This is a genomic window from Arthrobacter subterraneus, from assembly GCF_900099735.1.
Lineage (GTDB): Bacteria > Actinomycetota > Actinomycetes > Actinomycetales > Micrococcaceae > Arthrobacter_D > Arthrobacter_D subterraneus.
Window position 1 is genome coordinate 35,751 of sequence record NZ_FNDT01000008.1, and the last position, 23,501, is coordinate 59,251.

Consider the following 23,501-nt stretch of genomic DNA (forward strand, 5'->3'; position numbering starts at 1 on the left):
TTTATTACTTTTTGCAGGTTGCGACAGAGGAATCAGCCGATATGAGCTCCACGACGGTCCATGAGCGCGGAAATGGCGTCTGCCAGACGAGCCTTTGCGTCTTGGCCGGTGTAGGTGACAATCGTCGAGCGTAGAATCTTCAGTTTGCGAAGACGGCCGAAGAGAACCTCCATCTGTCCCCCGGCAATCAGCTCCTCGGCTAGCGGTTCAGATGCCCGGCGAATCTCTTCCACGTCACAGGCGAGTGCCCGGTCTTCATCCGCAATCACGAACACTGGTACCCCGAGAAAAATCGCGTCAACTGCCGCGGACGAGGACACCACCACGACCACGTCTCGGTCTGTAAGGTCCTCCTTCAACGACAGGCCAAGAGGAGACGCAGAGGACGAGGCGTTCTGGACACCAGCCCATCCTGGACCCATAGCCTTTACTCCCCAGCTGGGGTGCACGCGCAGGCGAATCACCCAACCCCGCTCAAGCCCTCTCTCTATGAGGGCATTCAATCTCTGCTCTTCGAGTCCGGTCAAAGCTTCGCCCGAGTGGCAAATTACCAGTCTATCCACGCGGCCACTCCAACGATCTTCGAACTCAACATCGCTGCGTCCAATCTCATGAACTGGAACTTCCGGAGCAAGACGCTTCAGCCAGTTCCTTTGACACTCCCCCCAGACCAACACGGAATCGGCCAATATCGGCATGTACGTTGTAGCAACCGGTGAACCATGCACAAGAGTGACTATCGGAATTCCGGCTCGCTTGGCCCAGTAGACGATGGGCCGGCCATAGCCAGCGCGGTCAAAATCGACGATCACCAGCTTCACCTTCGCTGGGACTAGCATTGCTTCTCGGGCCGCCATGTATCGAAGCGTCTGGGCAAAAAAAAGGTACTCGGCCCAGAATCTGTTCCCATCCCCGGGGGGCATTGAACCTAGTGCTCTTCGCACCACGATTGAGCGCCAGATTCCGCTAATCGATGAAGCGCCCGCAATGGATCTGAGCCCAAGTCCTGGGAAGTGATCTTGGGACTCTACAGTCGGGTCTTTCACGGAATGGTCTGCGAGTATCTGCAGAGGAAATCGCTTGAGCGCGGAAGATACGCTTGCACACAGCCGGGCGCCGTGGGCGACCGGATTCGAAACTACGAACCACACCGCACCGTCTCGGGTATCTGGTCGTCTTTTCGGCGTGACAATACCGATCGCGATCAGTAAAAATCCCAGGAGCGCCCGGACACGGCTCGGCACCAGAATCTTATGATCACCGGTAGACAGGGAATCCAAGATTTCCTCTGCCAAGGCGGCGCGGCTATACGCGTTCATTGCGATAGGACTGCAACCGGTTGCGGACTTTCCGCCCAGTGCCTATGAGGGTTGCCGCCGCAATTGTGAGCATGGACCGGATCCAACCAACAGACAATCCGAGACGAGCCGGCTGTGCCTCTTGCAGAGCGCCCGTCGGGACTTCCGCCTTTGATGCCAGCAAGTACTGGTTGCCAAAACTCGCGTCAGGTTCCAGGTAGGCACCCTCGGCCCACTCGTTCCAGGCGTTGACGAAGACCACGCCTTGGCTTGTCCGCTTTGCTTCTTCAGCGCGAGCCCACGCCAGCCATCTCTGGTACGCGGCTGGCGATGACCCAAAGAAAATAGTCGAGTTCTGACGACGGCGGGCGGAGTTATCCCAACCAGGAATTACCCCTCGGTATCGCGTGAAATCAGGATTCCTGCGGCGCTGAAAGCGACGCGAGAGCCTTGAATAGGACAGTATTCGACCTCTGAATGACGGGTCCATACCCGCCAGGGGAGCCAGGTGTGCCGCTCCGAAGGTTCCGCTGCCCACCGGCGGGAATTCACTAACTGCATCGAATCCGTAGACACGTGGATCTATGTCTGGCGTCGTTTCGGCAGCTACGAGCCGTAGGGGACCAACGCCGTGCTCGGCTGCGAGATTCCGCCAAACGCGTGCGTAGTCCCGAGCGTCTGGAAGATGATCCACCCGATGTACAAGCAAGAGGGCGGCACCATCAACCCGGAGGTATCTTCGATCCCTTAGCAGGGGAAGGAAGTCTTTGAAGATGGACTCTGCAGTTGAATCCCCGTAGTCCTGTGCGATCAGAACCTCATGGTCTTTTCCGTCCCATCTTCGGGACCAGTTTTCATTGGCCCAAGAAATACAAAAAGGATGCTCCGGACCATTTTTCAAATACGCATCTAAGGGGCGTTCCAGTAGTCTCTTGCCCGCAAACCAGTAAAAGTAGAAACAGAACGCATCAATATCGTGAAGCCGCGCCATCTCAGCCTGCTTATGGATAGGCGATTCATGGACTAGGTCGTAGTATCCTAAATCAGTAGGCATACGGGGTTGATCATGCTGATCGAAAAGCTTTTCCGCCTTTCTCACATTGGTCCACTCCGTGAACCCTTGCCCCCACCACTCATTATTTTCGGGAATCTCGTGAAATTGAGGAAGGTAAAAGGCGACAGTTAAAACGTCATTCTTAAGGGCTTCCATCAGCTATCTAATCCCTTCGGATTTCCTTCAACACGTGGATTAGCTTGAACAGGCCTTCCCACAAGGTCGCCGGCGCGCCGAAGGCTAGGGGTCAGGCCTCCAATCCTCGGGCTTAGCAGCATTGGATATAGCCTGTAGAACTTCCAAGCAGAAATGGCTTCATGAACTATTGGCCTCCATTTCAGTGACTTGGTATCACGCTTCCATTCGTGCACCCATTGTTGATCCACCGAAAGAATCACCTTGAAATCTTGTTCCCATGCCGAAAGACAAAGCGACGAATCTTCGTGATACAGGAAGAACCTCTCATCCCAACCGCCGAGGGTTCGGAACGCTGCAGTTTCACCCGCAATAACCGCACCAGTCAGCCATACCGCGTATGAAGTCGTCTGCATTGAAGGGACATACCGGCGAAGATCCGCCCCAGGGAGATTAATGCCACGGTGTGCAAACTTGTCGACCAGATAGGGCAACCCTCGTGCGTTTGGCTGGAGAGAGTTATCTCTATTTACCAACTGTGGCGCTACAAGTGCATTATCCCTCGAACATAGGTGAGCGAGCGCAGGAAGGTCTGCGGGACGAATTACAACGTCAGGATTAACAAAGGCCGTGTGTCTGCTGCGGACCTCCCTAAGACCTCTATTGTTTGCCTTCGAGAACCCGACATTGGCGTCGAGCGAAATTACCTCAGCACCCAGATCCTCAGCGATTTGGCCGCTTCCGTCTCGGGAACCATTGTCGACGACCACCCAGCGGATGCCGGCGAGGTCGACTCCGCTCCAACAGCGCTCCAACGTCGCACGGCTGTTGTATGTGACGGTGATTACCGTCCAACCCTCTTCAGGATGTGTCAAATCTTTGCTCCCCCACGATTCGTTGCTGCCGCGCCCAGAAGCAATCCGAATCCCCTCAGCGCAGGAACGGTCCTTCTGAGCATCTCTGCGCCAACTATACGAAGGAGGTTCAAGGAAAACCTATCTCGGGCGAACGCCTCGACGATTTGACGGCTGCTCTCTGAGACCATTTCACTCCGCACAAGGGACCGGGCCATATTCACTCTCCAAGCCCATCGATGCTGTGAGAGGTAGACGAGCGCCCCCCCCAGTGTTCGAAGCTCCCGCCTTGCTGCGGAGGCGCGAAAACCTCTTGATGAGAGAGTCCTTCCCTTCTTCCCCGATCACGTTCGAACCGTGCTGGTGATAGTCCTGAAGCACATCATCGATGAACGTCAGACGGTCGGCTGACCTCGCGCACACTCCTAACCAATGGTCATGGAATGCTTGGTCGGTAGGAGCGGGAAACGGAAGTGCCGCTCGCACTAGTCGCGGTGAAAGCAACGAAAAACTACCCGTAACTCGGTTGTTGATGAACATTGCCGCCAACGACGCATTGGATCTACTCGTTGTGCCCAATGCCGCCCGGCTGGCACCATCGATCGAGACGACCCTGGCCTGAGAACAGACGAGGTCATAATCTCTCAGGCCAGGCACCATTCGTTCGAGTTTCTCTGGATACCAATGGTCATCCTGATCAGCCAGTGCTATCCATTGGTATTCAGACCCAACTTCCGCCAGCAATCGCTCAAAGTTTCGATAGTGTCCTACTCGCTCTTGATACTGGCGTACGGTGAACCGGACATCTTCGCCGATAAAGTCCTGCAGACGGGACCTGAGATCCTCATCGAGACCGTCTATGCCGATGATTGCAAGCCAGTTATTCACGGTCTGCCGTTGAATTGATCGCAATTGCTCAACCAATAGGTCCCAAGAAGGCCTATAGACAGCAATACATATCACGCCCGACGCTTCAACCATGTCTCTCCAGTTCCGTATTCCTTAGTATCGCGCGGTTATAGAAGCCAGCGGACAATGCGATGACTCCGATGGAAATCCAAAGTGTCCAGGAATCGACTGTAAAAAGCAGCGCCGATACGAGGAACGCCCCTGAGAAAAGACTGTTGGGAATCAGCGGTGAGAGCGATGGTGCCCCCAAGCCGGTTGCTCGTCGGAGAATCGATGCGGAGAGTATCTGCAAACAGTTATATAGCGGTAGGACAAGAGCGATGCATTCCAGGGGCAGCATCAAACTCGTCGTTAGCCAGACGACCGTCCCAGTGGCAAACAGAGCGGCGAGTGGTGTAGTAAGAGCAAGCATTGTGGTGTTACCTGTTAAGAAGACAAGGTGTATATTCGCCAAGTAATATACGGCAAGTATCCCTCCAGACGCGCCTATCACGGCGATTCGATGCACCACGTCATCACCTGCGAGCGCGCCAGCGATGAGAGGAGCAAGTACCCCGACTGACGCTGAAAATATTGCGGCCAAAAAAACGATCGCCCCGGACACTACCCATGACGTGCGAGAAAGTAGACCTATCCTCTCTGAAGGTTCTGCCTTATAGATCAGAGGAGCCCACGCGTTGTTGAGAGCACCAAGTATCACCACTATTCCATTTGCGAGCAGCAAACCGATCTGGAGTTGCCCCGCCGGGACTGGACCGCGCATAACGGCAACGATCAGAACCAAGGAAGTCACCATTGCAGATGGTGCTATCTGATGGGGAAGGGTCGGAAGACCGAACTTGATCGCTGCGATCTGGTCGCTTAGACACCAGACAACCGATCCCTTCCGCAGGCACTCGAGAATTGCGACTGCAGCGACAAGCGTCTGCACCACTGCTAACGCGAACACATAGGTGACGGGACTGGATGAAACTAGGAGCACCGCTGAAAGACCGGTAAGGGGTCCGCCCAACGAGGCGACAACGCTGAACATCACGAACTTCTTTACTGCTTGGTCAGCTCTGAGCAACGCCAGACAACCGGTCAATGAGGCAAAAGCGGCGGAACTTATGCACGCCCCGACAAAAAGGGCCGGGGTGTAAGTGGGGATGACCTCGTAACCAGAAAGAACAACTATGAGAGCCGCGACGGCTGCAAGGAAGAAGGAGAAAACGCTGTTTGTAATCACCAGTGCGGCAGCGCCAGGACGCCCGGAGTTACTTATCAGCGCATGCCTAGTTATAGCCGCCGACATGCCGAACCCCAGAAGTACTCCGCCCACTTGATAGAGAGTGATCGTCATAGCTATTAGCCCATAATTTTCCGGACTGAACACTCTCGTTACCAGCGGCGTGATAAACAAGGTGGAGAGAACGGGGGCTGCGCTGGCCAAGGCATAGACTGAACCGCTGCCGATTAACGCAGAACGTTCAGAAGAGGATGCCATGTTTCTTTCATTAGGAGTCACTGGCTGCCCCTTGCGTTGACGGAACCGAAGACACAGCTTTATGTCGCTAGGTTAGCGTAGTAGCCGCGGGGGCAGCTCTAAAAGTCTGCTGTCTCGTTTTCAAATACAGCCCTCAGAAAGTATGGACCCCTTCCCCGCCTTACGAGAGGTCGGCTGTCCCACATCGGATACCATGAGTTGATGCGACCGACGCGCCGCAATTCACTAGGGGGGGTAGTGGCATGCTGTCAACAGATACAGCTTCTTATCCTTGGCTCCGTGAGCGGTTATTTGGGCTTGCTGCCCCTGAACTGAATCCGCCCCTGCTCTGGCGACATGGCCGCAGTAGAAGGCACTGTCAATGTATTAGGAAGGGCCTCAACCGTTGAAGCTAACTGATTGCCTCCGCGCCCTCCGCCGCAGTTGGCTGCTCATTCTGGCTTGTGCCCTCGTGGGACTGCTCCTGGCTGCTGCCGTCTCGCTTTTGCGAACACCAGCCTATACATCTCAGACCACGCTTTTTGCGGCGACGCAAAACACGGGAACAGTTGCCGAACTGCAGATCGGCAACTCGTTCACACAGGCGCGTGTCCAGTCATACGCAGAAACAGCGAGCACTCCTCTAGTCCTTCAACCGGTCATAGATAGCTTGGGTTTGGAGCTCAGCGCGTCGGAGCTTGCCGGCAGAATCAAGGCCTCTGCGGACTTAGACACGGTCCTATTAAGTATTACCGCTGAAGACGCATCTCCCGTTCAGGCGGCAGCTATCGCGCAGTCAGTGGCAAACAGCCTGATTGAGGCCATAAATACTCTCGAAACAACCACCGAGGGCGAGGACTCGCCCGTAAAGCTGACTGTAGTGACTCCTGCAGTTGCCCCTTCACAGCCGTCGTCGCCAAAGACACAACTGAACCTCGTCCTGGGACTGCTTAGCGGTTTGATAGCGGGCGGTGTGTTAGCCGTTCTGCGGGCCACCTTGGATGTCCGGGTACGAGGCGAGTCGGACGTAAGGAAAGCAAGCGCCGCGCCGATCCTTGGAGCAATTAGTTTCGATAACGATGCAACCAAAAAGCCGCTCTTGACCCAAACCTCTGCACAGAGCCCTCGCGCCGAGTCATTCCGGCAAATTCGAACAAATTTACAGTTCGCCCACGTGAGCCACGCATCAAAGGCTGTCCTTGTCACCTCTTCTTTGCCAGGAGAGGGTAAGAGCACGACCGCTACAAATCTCGCCATCGCAATGGCACAGGCCGGCCAGTCGGTTGTCCTGGTCGACGCCGACCTGAGACGACCCCGCGTCGATGAGTACCTTGGCCTTGAACGCAACGCCGGATTAACGACCGCGTTGATCGGGAGGGCAGATGTGAAAGACCTTTTGCAACCCTGGGGAGAAGATGAGTTGTATGTGCTGACATCTGGCCAGATTCCCCCGAATCCGAGCGAACTGCTCGGCTCCGAAGCAATGAAACAACTCATCACTCAGCTAGAACAAACTTTTGACGCGATCATAATTGATGCTCCTCCGCTCCTTCCTGTAACGGATGCGGCTGTGCTTGCCCAACAGGTAGGTGGGGTGGTGCTCGTGATCGGCTCTTCGAAAGTGAAAATCCCGGACCTGCAGAAGTCGCTAAGCTCGCTCGAGCTGGTTGAGGCAGATCTACTCGGTGTAGTGCTTAATTTGCTTCCCACTAAGGGTCCAGATGCTTACGCGTACAATTCCTACTCCTATGACGCTGCACCGCTTAGAACGGCAGGTGGAGCGAGCCACATGAGGAGCGTCAGGCCCCGATCTGAGCAGCATGAGTTCGATGAACAGGTCCTTCGTCCGCGAGCCGATCAGCGGAGATGAAAAACAACCCCATTTTCCATGATTCTGAAGTCGGATAAAGTGTCGAGGCAAAGCCCTGTTTCCGGCGAGGACAAGAATCCATGGGCGGCTAAATTCACCCGTCGCATCGCCGTCGCGGACGCGCTTGTGGTTCTGTGGGCGACTACTGGGGCCTTCATCCTTAGATTTGGTGCTCCTGAGGACGAGGTCTGGACCAGCACCGCTACCCAACCATACTTGCTGATCTCAATCGGATTATCGCTTCTTTGGTGGTTCATGCTCTCCCTTTTCGGGAGCAGAGACTCTTGGATTCTGGGCCATGGGACAGAAGAGTATAAAAGAATAATCAGCGCATCATTCTGGTTATTTGGCCTCGTTGCGATCCTGTCGTACTCGCTTCAATTTGATACCGCCCGCGGATACGTTGGGCTGGCTCTGCCCGCAGGTACGCTCGGATTGTTACTGGCAAGGTTCCTGTTGCGGAAGCTTCTGCACATAGAACGGCAGCGTGGGGCGAGCAGCCTTCGCGTACTCATTGTCGGCGAAACCCACAGCGCCGAGCATCTCGCGCGGTCTTTAATCCGCCAACCCCTCGCCGGATACCTCCCCGTCGCAACGTATTTGCCGGGGACCACTCCAGGCACAACCGTAGCCGATGATTTGGGACTGCCAACGATCGGACGCGGCATTACTGTGAGCGCCATCGTCAAGGCGATCGAAGAGTTGCAGCCAGACGCAGTCGCAATGTCCAGCGGAGTGGAGTTGAGTCCCAGCACAATCCGCGCGCTGGGCTGGGCGCTCGCCGATCTGAACGTTCGTATGATCATGGCGCCCGCCCTCACCGATATTGCTGGCCCCCGGATTCACACCCAACCAGTCGCGGGCTTGCCCCTGATCCATGTCTCGACACCTAACCTTGAAAGGGGCCAGCGGTTCATTAAACGGTTGTTCGACCTCGTAGGTGCGAGTCTTTTGGTGGTTGCTCTTACACCAGTCTTCCTCACAGTGGCTCTTTTGGTGCGGAGTGGCGATCACGGACCGGTGTTCTATCGCCAGGAACGTGTCGGAATAGGAGGCCGTCATTTTCAGATGCTCAAGTTCCGTTCCATGGTTGTCGGTGCTGATCAACAGCTCGAGCAAATGAGAGGAACCGAAGAAAATGACGGCAACCAGGTACTTTTCAAGCTACGGCAAGATCCTCGTGTGACCAGGGTAGGCGGCTTCCTCCGACGTTACAGCCTTGATGAGCTGCCTCAGCTACTGAATGTGCTAGGCGGCTCTATGAGTCTCGTTGGGCCACGTCCGCCGCTCGCCACGGAAGTTGAAAGATATGACGAACATGTACACCGGAGGCTGCTAGTCAGGCCGGGCATGACGGGTTTATGGCAGGTAAGTGGGCGGTCCTTGCTTTCCTGGGAGGACACAGTGCGATTAGACCTCTATTACGTTGAGAATTGGTCCTTGTTCGGTGATTTGGCAATCCTGCTCCGAACGTTCAAGGCAGTTTTCAGTCGACATGGCGCCTTCTAATGGCTGCCCTCCTATCCTCCTTCAGAAGGCTGTACCAATGACGCAATCCGCCAGCGAAACCACCGTCGAGCCCTCGGACGCACAGCGCATGGCACACAGGAAGCGCACGAAGCTCGGGGCCAGGGTGAAACGAAGAATCGCCGGACGCATCATCGTCGCGGCCGCCGTTCTCCTATTAGTTGCGTGTGGCTACGCTGCGTGGCTGATGTTCAGAGCCGACCAGATCAAGACGAGCCTCGAGTCGGCTCTGGTGCTTCTTCCGACCATTCAGGAGCAGCTCATGTCTGGTGAAGGAGAAGCCGCCCGCCAAACACTGACTGAGTTACAAAAGCACACTTCCGTTGCCCGTGTCGCAGCCACTGACCCCGTTTGGAGAGGCGCATCGTTGGTGCCAGTCGCCGGAGGAAACTTCTCTGCGGTAACAGAGGTCGCTGTGTCCGCTGACGACATAGTAAACCTCGCCATCGGGCCGCTCGTCGGCGGCGCAAGTTCCGTCGACTGGAGTGGGCTTATGCCCACCGAGGGGAAAATCGATTTGGCAGCTCTCCAGCAATCCTCCGCCAGCCTTTCCTCTGCCAGGAATACGGTTCAGCTCTCCTATGACCGGCTTTCGGCCGTTGACACATCAGAGCTGCTGCCCGAAGTGTCGCAGCCATTGGAGCAAGTCACCGCTGCTCTAGATACTGCAAGTGATGCATTGGACGGAGCGTCTGCAGCCGCGGAGGTGCTCCCGCCGATGCTCGGTGCGGAAGGGCCAAGAAACCACCTGCTACTGATTCAGAACAGTGCCGAAGTGCGTGCAACAGGTGGCATACCCGGCGCCTTGGCGGTTATACACACCGATGATGGAGAAATCGAACTAACAGCGCAGGGCAGCGCCTCCGAATTGGGACGATTTGATCCAACAGTCGTCGTTGACCCCGCCCAGATCGAGATCTACAGCACCCGCATGGGAAGGTTTATGCAGAGCGTCAACCTTACGCCGGACTTCCCGACCGCGGCTCAAACCGCTGCGAAAATGTGGGAGCAGCACCACAAGGGCCCCGCTATTGACGGGGTCCTTGCTCTGGATCCACTCGCGCTGGCGAATATCCTCAAGGCCACCGGGCCGGTCGAACTGAGGTTTCAGGAACCGGAGGTAGGCGATCTTGTTGCTTCCTCTGGTCTCCCCACTTCTCTCACAGCAGAGAATGTGGTCCCCACCTTGCTTTCCGACGTTTACGCGGCAATCGAAGAACCGAGCTTGCAGGACGCCTACTTCGCTGCCGTTGCAGCCCAGGTGTTCGAGGCGCTCACTTCTGGCGACGGGGAAAGTGCCGGGCTGGTCCAGTCTCTGATTAAGAGCGCTGATGAAGGACGCCTTTACGCATGGTCGGCACACTCGAATGAGCAGGCAATCATCGCCTCAACGGGTATGGCCGGCAAGGTCACCGGGGCTGAGGCAGGGGGCGCTACATTCGGTGCGTACTTCAACGACGGCACCGGCGCGAAGATGGACTTCTACGTGCGACGAACCGTTCAACTGAAACGAAGCTGCACCGAGGACGGTTATCTTCAGTACACCCTGATGATCACCCTTACTAATACGGCGCCACTCGATGCAGCGGAATTACTTCCTGATTACGTCACCGGTGGTGGTGATTTTGGGGTTCCTCCCGGCACGGTTCAAACGAATGTTGTCGGATATGGACCGGACCAATCGCAGCTACAGACGGCCCGCGTCAACGGTGAACCGGCCCCTATCGGCTCGTACCGCCACGGAGACCGTCCCGTAGCGGTAGTCACGACGAGGTTGCCCCCGGCTCAATCAGCAACGGTGGAAGTGGACTTCAGCAATGTCGTGCAAACCTCGGACCCTGTATTGGACGTGACGCCCACGATCCAGCCGATTGACGATGTAGTTCTCCCGCTTCAAGGAGGCGCGGCCTGCAGCTAGAACGGCTCAAACATTAACTTTCAGTTACATGACGAATCCCATGACAACTTCATTCCTATTAGATGACGTTATGGGGTAACGTCAGGTGCGGAAACCCTGCGGAAGACCTGCGCATTCGGTGAGCGAACTGTCGCTGACTGTCGGTAGAGTCTTGTTTAAGGGTAGTCGGGGCTGGGGGTACATACGTCTTCAGGGTCGAGCACCAATGGCAAATTGTCGCAAACACCTTTATGTTTATCGGGGAGTCTCAATGGAAAAAATTATCGCCGCCGTTGCTATCGCAGGCGCTCTCACCTTCGTCGGAGCGGGAGCAGCCCAGGCTGAGCGTTACCCAAGTGCGCCAGTTCAGGGCACTGTATCTGATGGAACCGTCGCTCCGGGTGAAACGGTTGTCTTCAGCAGCAATGAAGGCCTCTTCATTCCGGGTGAAATCATCGACATCACCGTCGACTTCGTTGCTGGCGAGCCTGCTGCTTCCGGCACCGCTGGTGGAGCTGGCCGTGCCGGCGCAGCGCTCGGTGGTCCGATCCTTCCCATGGCAATCGTCCTCACCGACACGGTGACCGCGGATGCTGAGGGTAACTTCTCCTGGTCGTTTACACCCCAGGAAGAAGGCACCTACACTCTTACGGCCACCGGCCGTGAATCCGGTGCAACCGTAACCGCAACTGTCGCAGTCGATGCGCCCGAGGCACCCGTTGGCGGGGGCACCACCGGCTCCACAAGTGGAACCACAGGCGGCGGCCTCGCTAACACTGGTATCGATTCGGCGATGCTCCTCTGGGGCGCAGCCGGCATCGGCGCACTCGGCCTGGGTGCAGGAAGCATCTTCGTTGCACGTCGCCGCGCGGGCGCCGAAGCGTAACTGACAAAGCATCAAAGAAGAACCCGGTGAGAGCCTCGCTCTAGCCGGGTTCTTCTTTGCGCTCTCATAACTAACTCTCGAGGCACGAAATGGGCCAGTCAGCTTAGTGCTGACCGGCCCATACTCATCACTCTTAGGTTTACGTATTGCCGTCGAACAGGCTGGTCACCGAGCCGTCGTCGAACACCTCGCGGATCGCACGTGCGATCAACGGTGCAATCGACAGGACGGTCAGTTGCGGGAAACGCTTCTCCGGGCCGATCGGCAGTGTGTTGGTGACGACCACCTCGCGTGCTCCGGACTCTGCCAGGCGGCGTGCTGCGGGGTCGGAGAACACCGCGTGGGTCGCCGCAATGATGACGTCCTTGGCACCGGCGTTCTTCAGCACTGCAACAGCGCCAGAGATGGTGCCACCAGTGTCAATCATGTCGTCGATGAGCACGCAGGTGCGGCCCTCGATCTGGCCGACCACAGTCTTTGACACTGCCTGGTTCGGCACGGTCAGGTCGCGGCTCTTGTGCACGAATGCGAGCGGCGCTCCCCCGAGCCGCTCCGCCCACTGCTCAGCTACGCGCACCCGGCCGGTGTCCGGAGAAACGACCGTGACGCTGTCCGCGTCGACACGGGTGCGGATGTAGTCAGCCAGCAGCGGGATAGCCATCAGGTGATCGACAGGGCCGTCGAAGAAACCCTGAATCTGTGCAGTATGCAGATCAACCGACATCAACCGGTCAGCACCAGCGGTCCGGTAGAGGTCAGCGACCAGTCGGGCAGAGATGGGCTCCCGGCCACGGCCCTTCTTGTCCTGGCGTGCGTAGGGGTAGAACGGAGATACGACCGTGATGCGCTTAGCCGACGCACGCTTCAGCGAGTCAACCATGATCAACTGCTCCATCAACCAGTTGTTCAGCGGCGCAGGGTGGGCCTGAATCACGAAGACGTCAGTACCGCGGACGCTTTCCCCGGAGCGGACATAGATCTCCCCGTTCGCGAAGTCGTACGCCGAGATGGGCAGGAGTTCGGTGTCCAGAACCCGCGCGATCTCCTCAGCCAGTTCGGGGTGTGCCCTGCCGGAGGCGAGGACAAGTTTCTTTTCCCCGCGTGCCGTGATCTCGCTCATGAAGGATCGCTTTCTTCCGTTGATGTGGTTGAGGAGGAAGCTTTGGCTGCCGAGGTAGCGGCTGCTGTGCCGGCACGGTTGGTTTCTACCCAGCCGTCGAGGTTGCGCTGCGCGGCACTGACGATGGACAGCGCACCGGCAGGAACGTCCTTGCGGACAATTGCGCCTGCGCCTGTATACGCGCCGTCGCCGATCGAGACTGGTGCCACGAACACAGTGTTGGAACCAGTCCGGACATCACTGCCGATGACAGTGCGGTGCTTGTTTACGCCGTCGTAGTTCGCTGTGATATTTCCGCAGCCAATGTTCGTGTTTTCGCCGATTTCCGCATCGCCGGCATAACCGAGGTGGGAGAGCTTGGAACCGCGGCCGATGGTGACATTCTTGGTCTCGTAGAAGGCACCGATTTTGCCGGACTCCCCCAGTACCGTCCCCGGACGGAGGTAGGTAAAGGGACCCACGGATGCCCCTGCGCCGATGCGTGCGCCACTGCCGTGCGTGCGGACGACTTTTGCGCCTTCTTCAATGACCACGTCGGTGAGCGTGCAATCGGGGCCGACAACAGCGTCGCGCGAGACCTGCGTTGCGCCGTACAGCTGTGTTCCCGGGAGGATGGTGACGTCCTCATCAAGCTGGACGTCGACGTCGATCCAGGTGCTGTTGGTATCGACAATGGTCACGCCGGCCCGCATCCAGCGCTCAAGGGTGCGCCGGTTCAGTTCCGCGCCGAGGGCGGCCAGCTGCACGCGATCATTTGCACCCTCAACCTGCCAGCGGTCCGCTGAGATCACCGCGGCTACACGACCACCGGCGTTCCTCGCAATGGACGGAACGTCTGTCAGGTACATCTCGCCCTGTGCATTGTTCGAATCAACCCTGGTGAGGCTCTTGCGGAGTACCGCGGCGTCGAACGCATAGATGCCGGAGTTGATTTCCGTGATTGTGCGCTGCTCCTCGGTGGCATCCTTGTGTTCCACGATGCCGGTCACCGTGCCGTCGTCGGCACGGACAATACGTCCGTATCCGGTGGCGTCATCGAGGACCGCTGTGAGGATGGTGACCGCATTGCTGTCCCGCTCGTGAGTGCGCACGAGATCCTGCAGCGTTGCGGTGCTGAGAAGTGGAACGTCGCCGTAGGTAACTACGACAGTTCCTTCGACAGCCGAGCGCGCATCGAGAGCCTCAAGAGCGACCTGAACGGCGCGGCCGGTACCCGGGAGGTCATCCTGATCCACGATGAGCGCGCCAGCGTCGAGCTCGGCGATATGCGCTGCAACGAGATCCCTCTCGTGGCGGACCACCACAGCAAGTTTCTGCGGTGCCAGGCCACGGGCGGCCGCGAGCGCATGGCCCACCATGGAGGTGCCGCCGAGGCGATGGAGGATTTTTGGGGTCCGGGACTTCATTCGGGTCCCGGCTCCGGCTGCCAGAACTATCACTGCTGCAGGCACGGTATCTGCCTGGTTGGACTGGTCCTCGTGGCTCACGAAGGGGCCGCTCCTTGCCTGTCTCTGACGCCTGCTGGCCTGCCGTTCCGCCCATAGGATTCGAACCTATACTCCACAGCTCCAAAGGCTGGGGTGCTGCCGTTACACCAGGGCGGACCGCGTGGGATTTCCGGGAAACCCGATCAGCGCACGCGACTACCTAGTTTGCCATGTTCATGAGCCATCCTGCGACTTCACTGATTACTACCCACCCACCAAGTTCAGCAGATAGGAGCCATACCCGCTCTTAGATAAAGGCTGCGCCGTAGCCCTGAGCTCGTCATCCGTGATGAATCCCTGACGCCACGCGATTTCCTCCGGCGCCCCGATTTTCGTCCCCTGACGGGCCTCGATTGTCCGGATGTAATTTGATGCGTCGTTGAGAGAATCGAAGGTACCGGTGTCCAACCAAGCTGTGCCTCGAGGGAGGATAGAAACCTGAAGGTCGCCGCTCTCCATATAGATCCTGTTGATGTCTGTAATCTCAAGTTCTCCCCTGGGAGAGGGCTTCAGATCACGAGCTATCTCAACGACCCTCGAATCGTAAAAGTAGAGACCCGGGACCGCGAAGTTACTGCGGGGTTGTGCGGGCTTCTCCTCTAAGGAAATAGCGCGATTTTGAGAGTCGAACTCGACCACTCCGTAGTCGCTCGGGTTGGAAACCTGGTAGGCGAAGACTGCCCCGCCCTGAATCTCCCTCAGTTCGCCAAGCTGCGTTCCAAGACCCGGACCATGAAATATGTTATCTCCCAAGACCAGCGCGGCGTTTCCACCGTCCAAGTGTTCCTCGCCGATGACGAACGCCTGCGCGAGACCGTCCGGCGAAGGTTGCGTTTTATACGACAGGTTGATTCCGAGCTGGGAGCCATCCCCGAGCAGCCTCTGGAACTGGTCCTGGTCAGCCGGCGTCGTGATAATGAGGATGTCCCTTATCCCCGCTAGCATCAGGGTCGACAACGGATAGTAGATCATCGGCTTGTCATACACCGGGACCAACTGCTTGCTTATCCCATGGGTGATGGGATGGAGCCGTGAGCCGGTACCGCCGGCAAGAATGATTCCCCTCATTACCCCTGTATATAGGGGAACCTAGAAAACAGGCAATCCGTGTAGTCGACAGCCGGTAATGTGCAGGGTGTGAGAAATCTTCTTGTAACCGGGGGCGCCGGATTCATCGGATCCAACTTCGTGCAATTCGTGCTGGAAACAACGGATTGCAGCGTGACCGTTCTGGACAAGCTAACCTACGCCGGAAACAAGGCTTCCCTGGCGGGTCTGGACCCCAACAGATGTCGGCTGGTCGTGGGTGATATCGCTGATGCTGATGCGGTGCACCCTCTGGTCGGTGAAGCGGATGCCGTGGTCCATTATGCGGCTGAGTCCCATAATGACAATTCTCTCCACGACCCGAAGCCGTTCATTGACACGAATATTCTCGGGACGTACACGCTGCTGGAAGCCGTCAGGAAATACGGGAAGCGCTACCACCACATCAGTACAGACGAGGTGTATGGGGATCTAGAGCTCGACGATCCCGAGAGATTCACTGAAGCTACCCCCTATAACCCGTCAAGCCCCTACTCCTCGACCAAGGCCGCCTCAGATCTTTTGGTCCGCGCTTGGGTCCGATCCTTTGGCGTCCAGGCAACCATCAGCAATTGTTCCAACAATTACGGCCCCTACCAACACGTCGAAAAGTTCATCCCGCGTCAAATCACGAACGTCCTCGATGGCATCCGCCCGAAGCTGTATGGGGCGGGCGCGAACGTAAGGGACTGGATCCATGCCAACGATCACTCGGATGCTGTATGGACTATCTTGCAAAAGGGCACGATCGGGGAAACGTACTTGATCGGCGCTGACGGGGAAAAGTCGAACAAGGAAGTGGTTGAACTGATCCTGTCATTGATGGGCCAGCCATCCGACGCTTATGACCAGGTGGTCGACCGAGTGGGCCACGACCTCCGCTATGCCATCGACTCATCGAAACTTCGCACTGAACTGGCATGGTCGCCTAGATACTCGGACTTCGAGCATGGAATCTCGGAGACAATCCGCTGGTACGAGGAAAATGAGCCATGGTGGCGCCCGCAGAAGGCTGCCGCTGAGCAAAGATACGTGGAGTTGGGTCAGTAGCAGAATATGCGTATGTCACAGGCGCTCACAGCCTCCGAAACTACGATCCCTGGCCTCACTGTATTCGAACTGCCAGTTCACGGGGACAGTCGCGGCTGGTTCAAAGAGAATTGGCAGCGAGAGAAAATGATCGCCGCTGGTCTGCCTGATTTTGGTCCGGTCCAGAACAATATTTCGTTCAACGCAACGGCGGGAACTACGCGCGGGATCCACGCAGAACCGTGGGACAAGTTCATCTCTGTAGCGACGGGACGGATCTTTGGAGCGTGGGTAGATCTGCGGCGTGGTCCCAACTTCGGAAGGGTGTTCACCACCGAGTTAGACGCTTCACGGGCCATCTTCGTGCCACGCGGAGTGGGAAACGCATTTCAAACGCTCGAAGACCACACTGCTTACACGTATCTTGTGAACGACCACTGGTCCGCGGACGCTCAAAAGCAGTATGCGTTCCTCAATCTGGCAGATGAAACTACAAACATTTCATGGCCTATCCCCCTAACTCGCGCTGAGCTATCGGAAAAGGACAGGGAACACCCTCGCCTTGCTGATGTCGCTCCAATCGAAGCCAAGAAAATGCTTATTCTTGGCGCGGGCGGTCAGCTAGGCGAAGCGTTGACCAATGCGTTGGCCGACTCTTCGACCGTGGAGCTTGCAACGCGGGCTCAGCTGGACATATCCCGGATCGAGTCCATCGACGCATTCGACTGGTCGAAGTTCTCCACGATTATCAATGCTGCCGCCTATACCGCCGTCGATGCGGCCGAGACCCGGGAAGGGCGTGCGGATGCTTGGGCAGCCAACGTTTCGGGGGTAGCCGCTCTGGCGCGCGTAGCCACTGAACACAGGATTACTTTGGTGCATGTCTCCAGCGACTATGTATTCGACGGTTCTCGCGAAGTTCATGAGGAATGCGAACCGTTCACTCCCCTCGGCGTGTACGGACAGACTAAGGCGGCCGGTGATGCTGTTGTAGCAACTGTTCCCAAGCACTACATAGTCCGAACCAGTTGGGTAGTAGGAGTGGGCGCCAACTTCATCCGTACGATGGTGCAGTTGGCTGAAAAGGGTATAAGCCCTTCCGTCGTGAATGATCAGGTTGGCCGGCTAACATTCGCGGAAGATTTAGCTGCAGCCATCCTCCACCTTCTTCAGTCGAATGCTTCTTTTGGAACCTATAACGTCACCAACTCTGGGGAACCGCAGTCATGGGCAGACATAGCGTCCAAGGTTTTTGAAATGTGCGGACGGAATCCCGGCGACGTCAGCGGTATCAGTACTCTGGACTACTTCGCCGGGAAACCGACTTCGGCCCCGCGACCACTCAACAGCACGCTCGACCTGTCGAAAATCGCCTCGAGCGGTTTCATGGCGCCAGATATGGCGCTACGGCTGAACGAATATGTGAGCGCGCTTCGGTCATAAACGTCGTCCGATTGCCTACCTTCGCAGGCCGAGCTCAATAGCTGATCGCGCCCAGCCGCTCAGCCCAGTTTGGGCTCCCACGTCGCGGAAGAAGCCAAACCGGCGAGCAGACTGTCTGCTCGGCGAAGCCAGTCGTTGGGTTCGTGGCCGGTTCCGGTGGTTGGGGGCTTCTGCCGTCGATCAACGGAGTGGTCCGGATCGAACCGAGGCAGGAACCGGCGTCGTAATTCCTCCATGGTGGCCTGGCCACAAAGCTCCAGGTCATCCAACAGCAGCGCTGCGCCCCTGGTGTCCCCTGCAAGCAGATGCCGCTCAATATCGCTGGCACGCTGGGCAAGGCGCAAGGCGCCGATCATGCGGGCCGACGTCCTGACACTCAACACCGCATCCATCGCCTTCGGCCTATTACCGGCGCTGATGGCGGTAGACAGCCGTAAAAAGCGGCCGTCCCACATCTCCAGGTAGTTCAGCAGGAATCGGAGGGTGACGTCGGGTTCCTCCAGGTCCGCCTGCAGGTCAGTGAAGATACGCTCGGAAACCATCGGCAGCTCGTTGGAATCATCCGTCGACATAAGCCCTCCCTCCTCTGTGGGGCCGCCGTATCAGCTTCGCGATATGGCTCTGGACGGCACCGGGTTCGGCGGCCGTTCAGCCAACGTTAGCGCCCGGAATTGTCCAATCTGCCTGATATTCCGATTCCTGCCGGAAAGCTCAGCGAGGCCTGCCGATAAGCAGCGTGGAAGCTGCGGACCGCTTCCCTTCTAGAGGGTGACGCGTGGTGGGAAGGCACGCAGCCAAGCTGTACCGCAGCTCAAATCGACTGCTGTCCTGTGCCCACGGGCCGGGAAAAAATGCGGCATCAGTCGGTTCGCACCAGGTCGGCGGGCTGCGCGGTAATCCTGGCTTTGACCCTGCCCCAGAACCGGGCCGCTGCAGCCCTTCGATGGTTCCGAAATGGTGAATGGCGAGCATGGCGATCGCCATCAGCGCGCCCGGAATAGGCTTCGAGGTGCTAATCGGCCACTGCCCCGGCACCTCCGCGGCAGGTGCGATCCGTTGTCCTGCTTCTGCTTCAGCGCGTCCGCTCGGGAGCCCTGCTTGGCCGTTAGGCTGGTCAGATGGACTTGGCGTGCAAGCTGAACCCTGACCGCACGGCCTACCATCCACGTGGGGGTGCCGGCCGGTGTTGATCGCCACGCTGACCCTGCTCATGGGCGTTGTTGTGATCCTCGCGATCATCGCCGCGAACGGGTACTTCGTCGCCCAGGAATTCGCCTACATGTCCGTGGACCGCTCCCGCCTGCGGGCACAGGCGGCCCAGGGGGATGAGACCGCCAAACGGGCGCTGGCGGTGACGGAAAAAACCTCCTTCATGCTCTCCGGCGCACAGCTGGGCATCACCGTCACCGGGCTGCTGGTCGGGTTCGTGGCCGAGCCGCTGGTCGGCGAGAGCCTCGGCGTGCTGCTGGGCGGCGTCGGCGTTCCTTCCGCGGTCAGCGTCACGGTCGGCACCGTCGCAGCGCTCGCCGTCTCCACTGTGGTGCAGATGATCTTCGGCGAGCTCTATCCAAAGAACCTCGCCATCGCCAACCCCGAACCCCTTGCCCGGGGCTTGGCACGTTCCACTCGGATCTACCTCGCCGTGTTCGGCTGGCTGATCACCGTCTTTGACCGTGCCGCCAATGCCCTCCTGCGGGTGCTGCGGATTGAACCCGTGCACGACGTCGACAGCAGCGCCACCGCACGGGACCTGGAGCACATCGTCGCGGACTCACGCCAGAGCGGCGACCTGCCGGAAGAACTGTCGGTCATGATCGACCGCATCCTGGACTTCCCGCAACGCGAAGTGGAACATGCAATGATTCCCCGGCCCCAGGTAGACACCGTGGCGCCCGGCATGCTGATCGGCGACGTGCGCTCACTGATGGCCGAAGCCCACACCCGCTACCCGGTGATCGATGAGCGGGACGAGCCTGTCGGCGTCGTCCAGCTTGTTGACGTCCTCGGTGCCGACGACGGCGACACTGTCGCCACCATCATGAGGCCCCCTACCGTGCTCCCCACGCTGATGTCCCTCCCCAAGGCCCTGGATCAGATGACGCAGGCACGGAACGAGCTGGCGTGCGTCATCGACGAATACGGCGGATTCACCGGGATCATCACCCTGGAGGACCTGGCCGAAGAGGTTGCCGGAGAGATGACAGACGAGCACGACGCCGACCTGCCGGAGCCGGTGCTGCCTGACAGCGACGGCCAGTGGCGCATCGCAGGCGATGTGCACCTTGATGAGGCCGAGCGCTTCATCGGTCATGGGCTTCCCCGGGGCAACTACGAGACGGTAGCCGGCCTGCTCATCGGCCACCACGGCGGACTGCCGGCGGTCGGAGACACCGTGCGGATTCCACTGCCGCAGGATCCGGCCGAACTCGTCCTGGACAAGCCGGTCTCACGGCTGCTTGAAGCGGAGGTTCTTGAGGTGGAAAGACGGGTACCGAAAACCGTCCGCCTGGCATTGCACGAGTCCCCGGACGGCACGGACACCACCGCCAACCGGGAAGCCAGGAGGAACGATGGATAACCCGTGGATCGTCCTAACCGTAACGATCGGGCTCATCGCGCTCAGCGCCTTTTTTGTGGTCATCGAGTTCGCGCTCCTGGGTGCCCGCCGTCACCGCCTCGAGGAGATGGCCGCCACCAGCCGCGGAGCGCGTGCCGCGCTGAAGGGCGTGAACGAACTGACCGTCATGCTCGCGGGTGCCCAGCTTGGCATCACGGCCTGCACTTTCGCACTCGGCGCGGTCACCAAACCGGCAGTCGATGCCTGGCTCACCCCGTTCTTTGCCGGCTGGGGACTGCCGTACTGGGTCGCGGATAGCGGCTCGTTTGTCCTCTCGCTGCTGGCGGTGACGTTCCTGCACCTCGTCGTCGGAGAGATGGCACCCAAGTCCTGGGCCATTGCCCACCCCGAGACGTCTGCTGTCCTGGTGGGTCGACCAGCCCGCGGGTTTGTCTGGATCTTCCGGCCGCTGCTCGACTGGACAAACGAAATCGCGAATCGCCTGGTGAAGGCGTCGGGCGTGAAACCGACGGACCGGGCCGGGGTCGGCGGACAGGATGTCGATACCATCCGTCACCTGGTGGAGCATTCCGCCAACCTCGGAGCGCTGGACGCGTCAATCCGGACCCCCATTTCGGGTGCGCTGGATCTGGAGACGCTCCCCGTCAAATCCCTTCTGCCGAAGGACGGAAAGGTACCCGCCGCGGTACCGGCCGACGCCACCGCCGCGGATATCCAGGCTGCCGCGGCCCGCTCCGGTCACATGCGGATTCTGGTCGAGTCCGACTACGCTACCGAGGCTCCCGGGGTGGTGCACGTCAGGGATACCCTCCTTGAAGCCCGGGACCGGCCGGCATGGGATCTGGCGCGCCCGGCATTCACCCTCTCGCCTGATGTGCCGGTGCACGAGGCTCTGGCCCGCATGCGCCGGTCCGGTGAGCAGCTGGCTGTCGTGATGGACGGCTCCCGGTTTGTCGGCGTGGTCACGGTGAACGACGCCCTGCGCAAGGTCCTTCCGGCAACCGAAGCCCTGCCGTGACTGACGCCGCTGTGCCTGCAGGAGGTGCAGCGCTCGCACCGACTCCCCCACTACTCCGTGGACTGGTCTTTCCGGCTCCCGGCATTCCGCTGTCCGCCGCACCCTCACGGAACTGCTCAACTATGGGGCTTACGCCGGTGGTGACCCTCAACCGTGCGGCCGCGCCTGGTGTGGGATTTCACCCAGGATTCATCTGAGCCCGGGGCCTTCCCCGACAGATCGATTATTGCCTGACTGTCTGCCCGCAACTCTTGTGCCCTGCGGAGGTTCTCTCCCTCGAAAGCCGGACTCATTGATTCGAGCGCATCGGCCTGCACACCTGAGGTAAGCGCATCATCGCGCCAGTAGGAAACCGCCTCTACGACTGCACGAATGCGGTGGACCGCCTGGGCTTGGGTGAGCCGAAAATCCGTAGCCCGGTGCACGAGCAACCTGATATCACGGTCATATGGGTCGTCCTCCGGCGTCAGCGGTGTGGCAGGGCTGGCGTGACGGGACGGGTTAACGTCGAAGGACGGCGCCAGCCGCCAGCCTTGACCGCCGTGAAGCAGTCCGTGATTGCGCATATGGTCGTCAATGTTATTGACCAGGACAATCAGCGCCGCCCGCATGAACAATTCCGAGGCATCAGCAGAGGGCTTACCCGAGATGGCCGCGACCCGGCCGGCGAGTGTCGCGTAATCGAGCGGCTCGCGCTCTGTGATTCCGAAGGCACTCCGAAAGCTCATGTACGGAATCCTCCGTTCCCCCGCCCGGTCAAACCTCTGGGTAAGGAATACCGACTGATCCTGTCCGAGAGACACCGTTCGAGACGGCTGCACCTGAATGCCCGCCCGTCGCTGCAGCTTGATGGTTGTGAGTTCCCAGGCGGATACGTTGTAGGTGTCAGAAGTTTGCGGGAATTTCGCCAGGTGCATCACATTGGCCTCATCCCGCACCCAGGCTTTGGGCTGCGCCCCACCGGGGGACGATCCAACGCCGATCAGGTTGTGCACCTCTTCAGTGACCTCACCATTGGCCGCGAAGTGCTGTGCGGCGGCCACCAGTCTTGAGAGATCATGGACAGTGGCGCGACCATGCTCTGAGGACAGGAACTCTTCGCCCTTGCGGAACCGGACGGCACCTTGCCGCGTCTCGTCCGGCACATGAAGGAGAAGATCGATTTCCGTCGGTGGCTTGTACCTTTCACCGCGCATTTTGGCCTTCCGACGCAGATCTGCATCGATGAGGCGCCTGCCCCAACTATCCGGTGCGGCGTCGTCGAACGCCTGAAAGATGGTGCGGTGCGAGGGAGGAGTTTGCGGACCGCGCTGCAACGGCAGGTCGGGGGATATCTGAAAAGACCGATCACTGGATAACCACTGATCAAGGTAGGTGAAAGTCAGGGCAGGGTTCTGGAAGCCGGGGTGTACGTCGATGCTGAATGCACCGACGTGTTGGTCACCGATCCACACCTCATATGTCATGAGTTGCGACTCCTGGCACGCTGCCTGCCAAGCAGGTGGGCACGCATTCGTCCCAGATCAGTGTTCAATGGATCAGTGGCACCGGTGATGCGCTCGGTCAGATTAAGCACCTGTGCGACAGCGAGGAAGGTCCCGAGGCGTACACCGCTGTCACCACGTTCGATGCGTCGCAGTGCGGGCAACGAAACATTCGCGCGCTCCGCGGTCAATTCCTGGCTCAACCCCAGCATGATGCGCCACTGACGCAGATGCTCACCGAGTTGCTCAGCAGTTTCCATTACCCACTCTCCCTATCTGCTAACAGTACTCCTACGTTGCATTAGGTTCGATAAGGCAACGCGAAAGTCGCATAGCCATACGAAATGGTGCAACGGCGGCC

General features: G+C 58.7%; 19 protein-coding genes and 1 tRNA gene. 8 read left to right on the plus strand and 12 right to left on the minus strand.

All coding sequences use genetic code 11. From position 1 onward, the window contains the following. Positions 1-32: 32 nt before the first annotated feature. From BLS52_RS10360 to BLS52_RS10380, 5 genes are all read right to left on the minus strand, one after another. Positions 33-1,280, minus strand: a complete 1,248-nt coding sequence (locus BLS52_RS10360) for a hypothetical protein (protein ID WP_217636744.1) — start codon at positions 1,278-1,280, stop codon at positions 33-35. 25 nt (positions 1,281-1,305) lie between these two features. Continuing rightward, positions 1,306-2,508, minus strand: coding sequence for a glycosyltransferase WbsX family protein (locus BLS52_RS10365; protein WP_090586574.1), 1,203 nt, complete (start codon positions 2,506-2,508; stop codon positions 1,306-1,308). Beyond that, positions 2,508-3,362 carry a glycosyltransferase family 2 protein gene (locus BLS52_RS19125; RefSeq protein ID WP_175460149.1) on the minus strand — a complete coding sequence of 285 codons (855 nt, stop codon included), beginning with the start codon at positions 3,360-3,362 and terminating at the stop codon, positions 2,508-2,510. The genes BLS52_RS10365 and BLS52_RS19125 overlap by 1 nt, the downstream gene beginning before the upstream one ends. 171 nt (positions 3,363-3,533) lie before the next feature. After that, a complete protein-coding gene (locus BLS52_RS19130) occupies positions 3,534-4,322 on the minus strand; it encodes a glycosyltransferase (protein ID WP_090586579.1) in 789 nt (262 codons plus the stop codon). Then, entirely contained in the window at positions 4,315-5,736 is a 1,422-nt protein-coding gene (locus BLS52_RS10380; protein ID WP_090586581.1) for a lipopolysaccharide biosynthesis protein, read from the minus strand. Before BLS52_RS10380 ends, BLS52_RS19130 begins: the two co-directional genes overlap by 8 nt. Positions 5,737-6,121: 385 nt before the next feature. On the opposite strand from BLS52_RS10380, the gene BLS52_RS10385 reads away from it, so the two are divergent. The 4 genes from BLS52_RS10385 to BLS52_RS10400 all read left to right on the plus strand — a co-directional run bounded on the left by BLS52_RS10385 (position 6,122) and on the right by BLS52_RS10400 (position 11,895). Further along, positions 6,122-7,585 carry a tyrosine-protein kinase domain-containing protein gene (locus BLS52_RS10385; protein ID WP_090586583.1) on the plus strand — a complete coding sequence of 488 codons (1,464 nt, stop codon included), beginning with the start codon at positions 6,122-6,124 and terminating at the stop codon, positions 7,583-7,585. An 18-nt stretch (positions 7,586-7,603) separates the two neighbouring features. Further along, a complete protein-coding gene (locus tag BLS52_RS10390) occupies positions 7,604-9,094 on the plus strand; it encodes a sugar transferase (RefSeq protein WP_090586585.1) in 1,491 nt (496 codons plus the stop codon). 37 nt (positions 9,095-9,131) lie between these two features. Then, positions 9,132-11,030, plus strand: a complete 1,899-nt coding sequence (locus BLS52_RS18820) for a DUF4012 domain-containing protein (protein ID WP_245702801.1) — start codon at positions 9,132-9,134, stop codon at positions 11,028-11,030. A 250-nt stretch (positions 11,031-11,280) separates the two neighbouring features. Next, positions 11,281-11,895 carry an LPXTG cell wall anchor domain-containing protein gene (locus BLS52_RS10400; RefSeq protein WP_090586588.1) on the plus strand — a complete coding sequence of 205 codons (615 nt, stop codon included), beginning with the start codon at positions 11,281-11,283 and terminating at the stop codon, positions 11,893-11,895. Between the two features lie 139 nt (positions 11,896-12,034). Here BLS52_RS10400 and BLS52_RS10405 read toward each other — a convergent pair whose 3' ends face one another. The 4 genes from BLS52_RS10405 to rfbA form a co-directional block, all read right to left on the minus strand. Next, complete coding sequence (locus tag BLS52_RS10405) at positions 12,035-13,015, minus strand: ribose-phosphate diphosphokinase (protein WP_090586589.1); 981 nt, start codon at positions 13,013-13,015, stop codon at positions 12,035-12,037. Next, positions 13,012-14,421, minus strand: a complete 1,410-nt coding sequence (gene glmU, locus BLS52_RS10410) for a bifunctional UDP-N-acetylglucosamine diphosphorylase/glucosamine-1-phosphate N-acetyltransferase GlmU (RefSeq protein WP_245702811.1) — start codon at positions 14,419-14,421, stop codon at positions 13,012-13,014. The genes BLS52_RS10405 and glmU overlap by 4 nt, the downstream gene beginning before the upstream one ends. A 126-nt stretch (positions 14,422-14,547) precedes the next feature. Next, positions 14,548-14,619 (minus strand) — tRNA-Gln (locus tag BLS52_RS10415). An 87-nt stretch (positions 14,620-14,706) separates the two neighbouring features. Next, positions 14,707-15,570, minus strand: coding sequence for a glucose-1-phosphate thymidylyltransferase RfbA (rfbA, locus tag BLS52_RS10420; RefSeq protein ID WP_090586594.1), 864 nt, complete (start codon positions 15,568-15,570; stop codon positions 14,707-14,709). 69 nt (positions 15,571-15,639) lie between these two features. On the opposite strand from rfbA, the gene rfbB reads away from it, so the two are divergent. Continuing rightward, entirely contained in the window at positions 15,640-16,638 is a 999-nt protein-coding gene (rfbB, locus tag BLS52_RS10425; RefSeq protein ID WP_090586596.1) for a dTDP-glucose 4,6-dehydratase, read from the plus strand. A gap of 12 nt (positions 16,639-16,650) precedes the next feature. Continuing rightward, entirely contained in the window at positions 16,651-18,060 is a 1,410-nt protein-coding gene (locus BLS52_RS10430; protein WP_245702802.1) for a sugar nucleotide-binding protein, read from the plus strand. Positions 18,061-18,119: 59 nt separating this feature from the next. On the opposite strand, the gene BLS52_RS10435 is transcribed toward BLS52_RS10430, so the two are convergent. Next, positions 18,120-18,632: an Hpt domain-containing protein gene (locus tag BLS52_RS10435; RefSeq protein ID WP_090586600.1), complete on the minus strand. Its 513-nt coding sequence runs from the start codon at positions 18,630-18,632 to the stop codon at positions 18,120-18,122. 611 nt (positions 18,633-19,243) lie between these two features. Between BLS52_RS10435 and BLS52_RS10440 the strand changes: the two genes are divergently transcribed. Both BLS52_RS10440 and BLS52_RS10445 read left to right on the plus strand, forming a co-directional pair. After that, positions 19,244-20,638, plus strand: coding sequence for a hemolysin family protein (locus BLS52_RS10440; protein ID WP_090586601.1), 1,395 nt, complete (start codon positions 19,244-19,246; stop codon positions 20,636-20,638). After that, positions 20,631-21,656 (plus strand): CNNM domain-containing protein, encoded by a 1,026-nt coding sequence (locus tag BLS52_RS10445; protein ID WP_090586603.1) that lies wholly within the window; start codon positions 20,631-20,633, stop codon positions 21,654-21,656. The genes BLS52_RS10440 and BLS52_RS10445 overlap by 8 nt, the downstream gene beginning before the upstream one ends. Positions 21,657-21,772: 116 nt before the next feature. Here BLS52_RS10445 and BLS52_RS10450 read toward each other — a convergent pair whose 3' ends face one another. After that, positions 21,773-23,122, minus strand: a complete 1,350-nt coding sequence (locus BLS52_RS10450) for a type II toxin-antitoxin system HipA family toxin (protein WP_090586605.1) — start codon at positions 23,120-23,122, stop codon at positions 21,773-21,775. Then, positions 23,119-23,400, minus strand: coding sequence for a helix-turn-helix domain-containing protein (locus BLS52_RS10455; protein WP_026545022.1), 282 nt, complete (start codon positions 23,398-23,400; stop codon positions 23,119-23,121). The genes BLS52_RS10450 and BLS52_RS10455 overlap by 4 nt, the downstream gene beginning before the upstream one ends. Between the last annotated feature and the right edge of the window lie 101 nt (positions 23,401-23,501).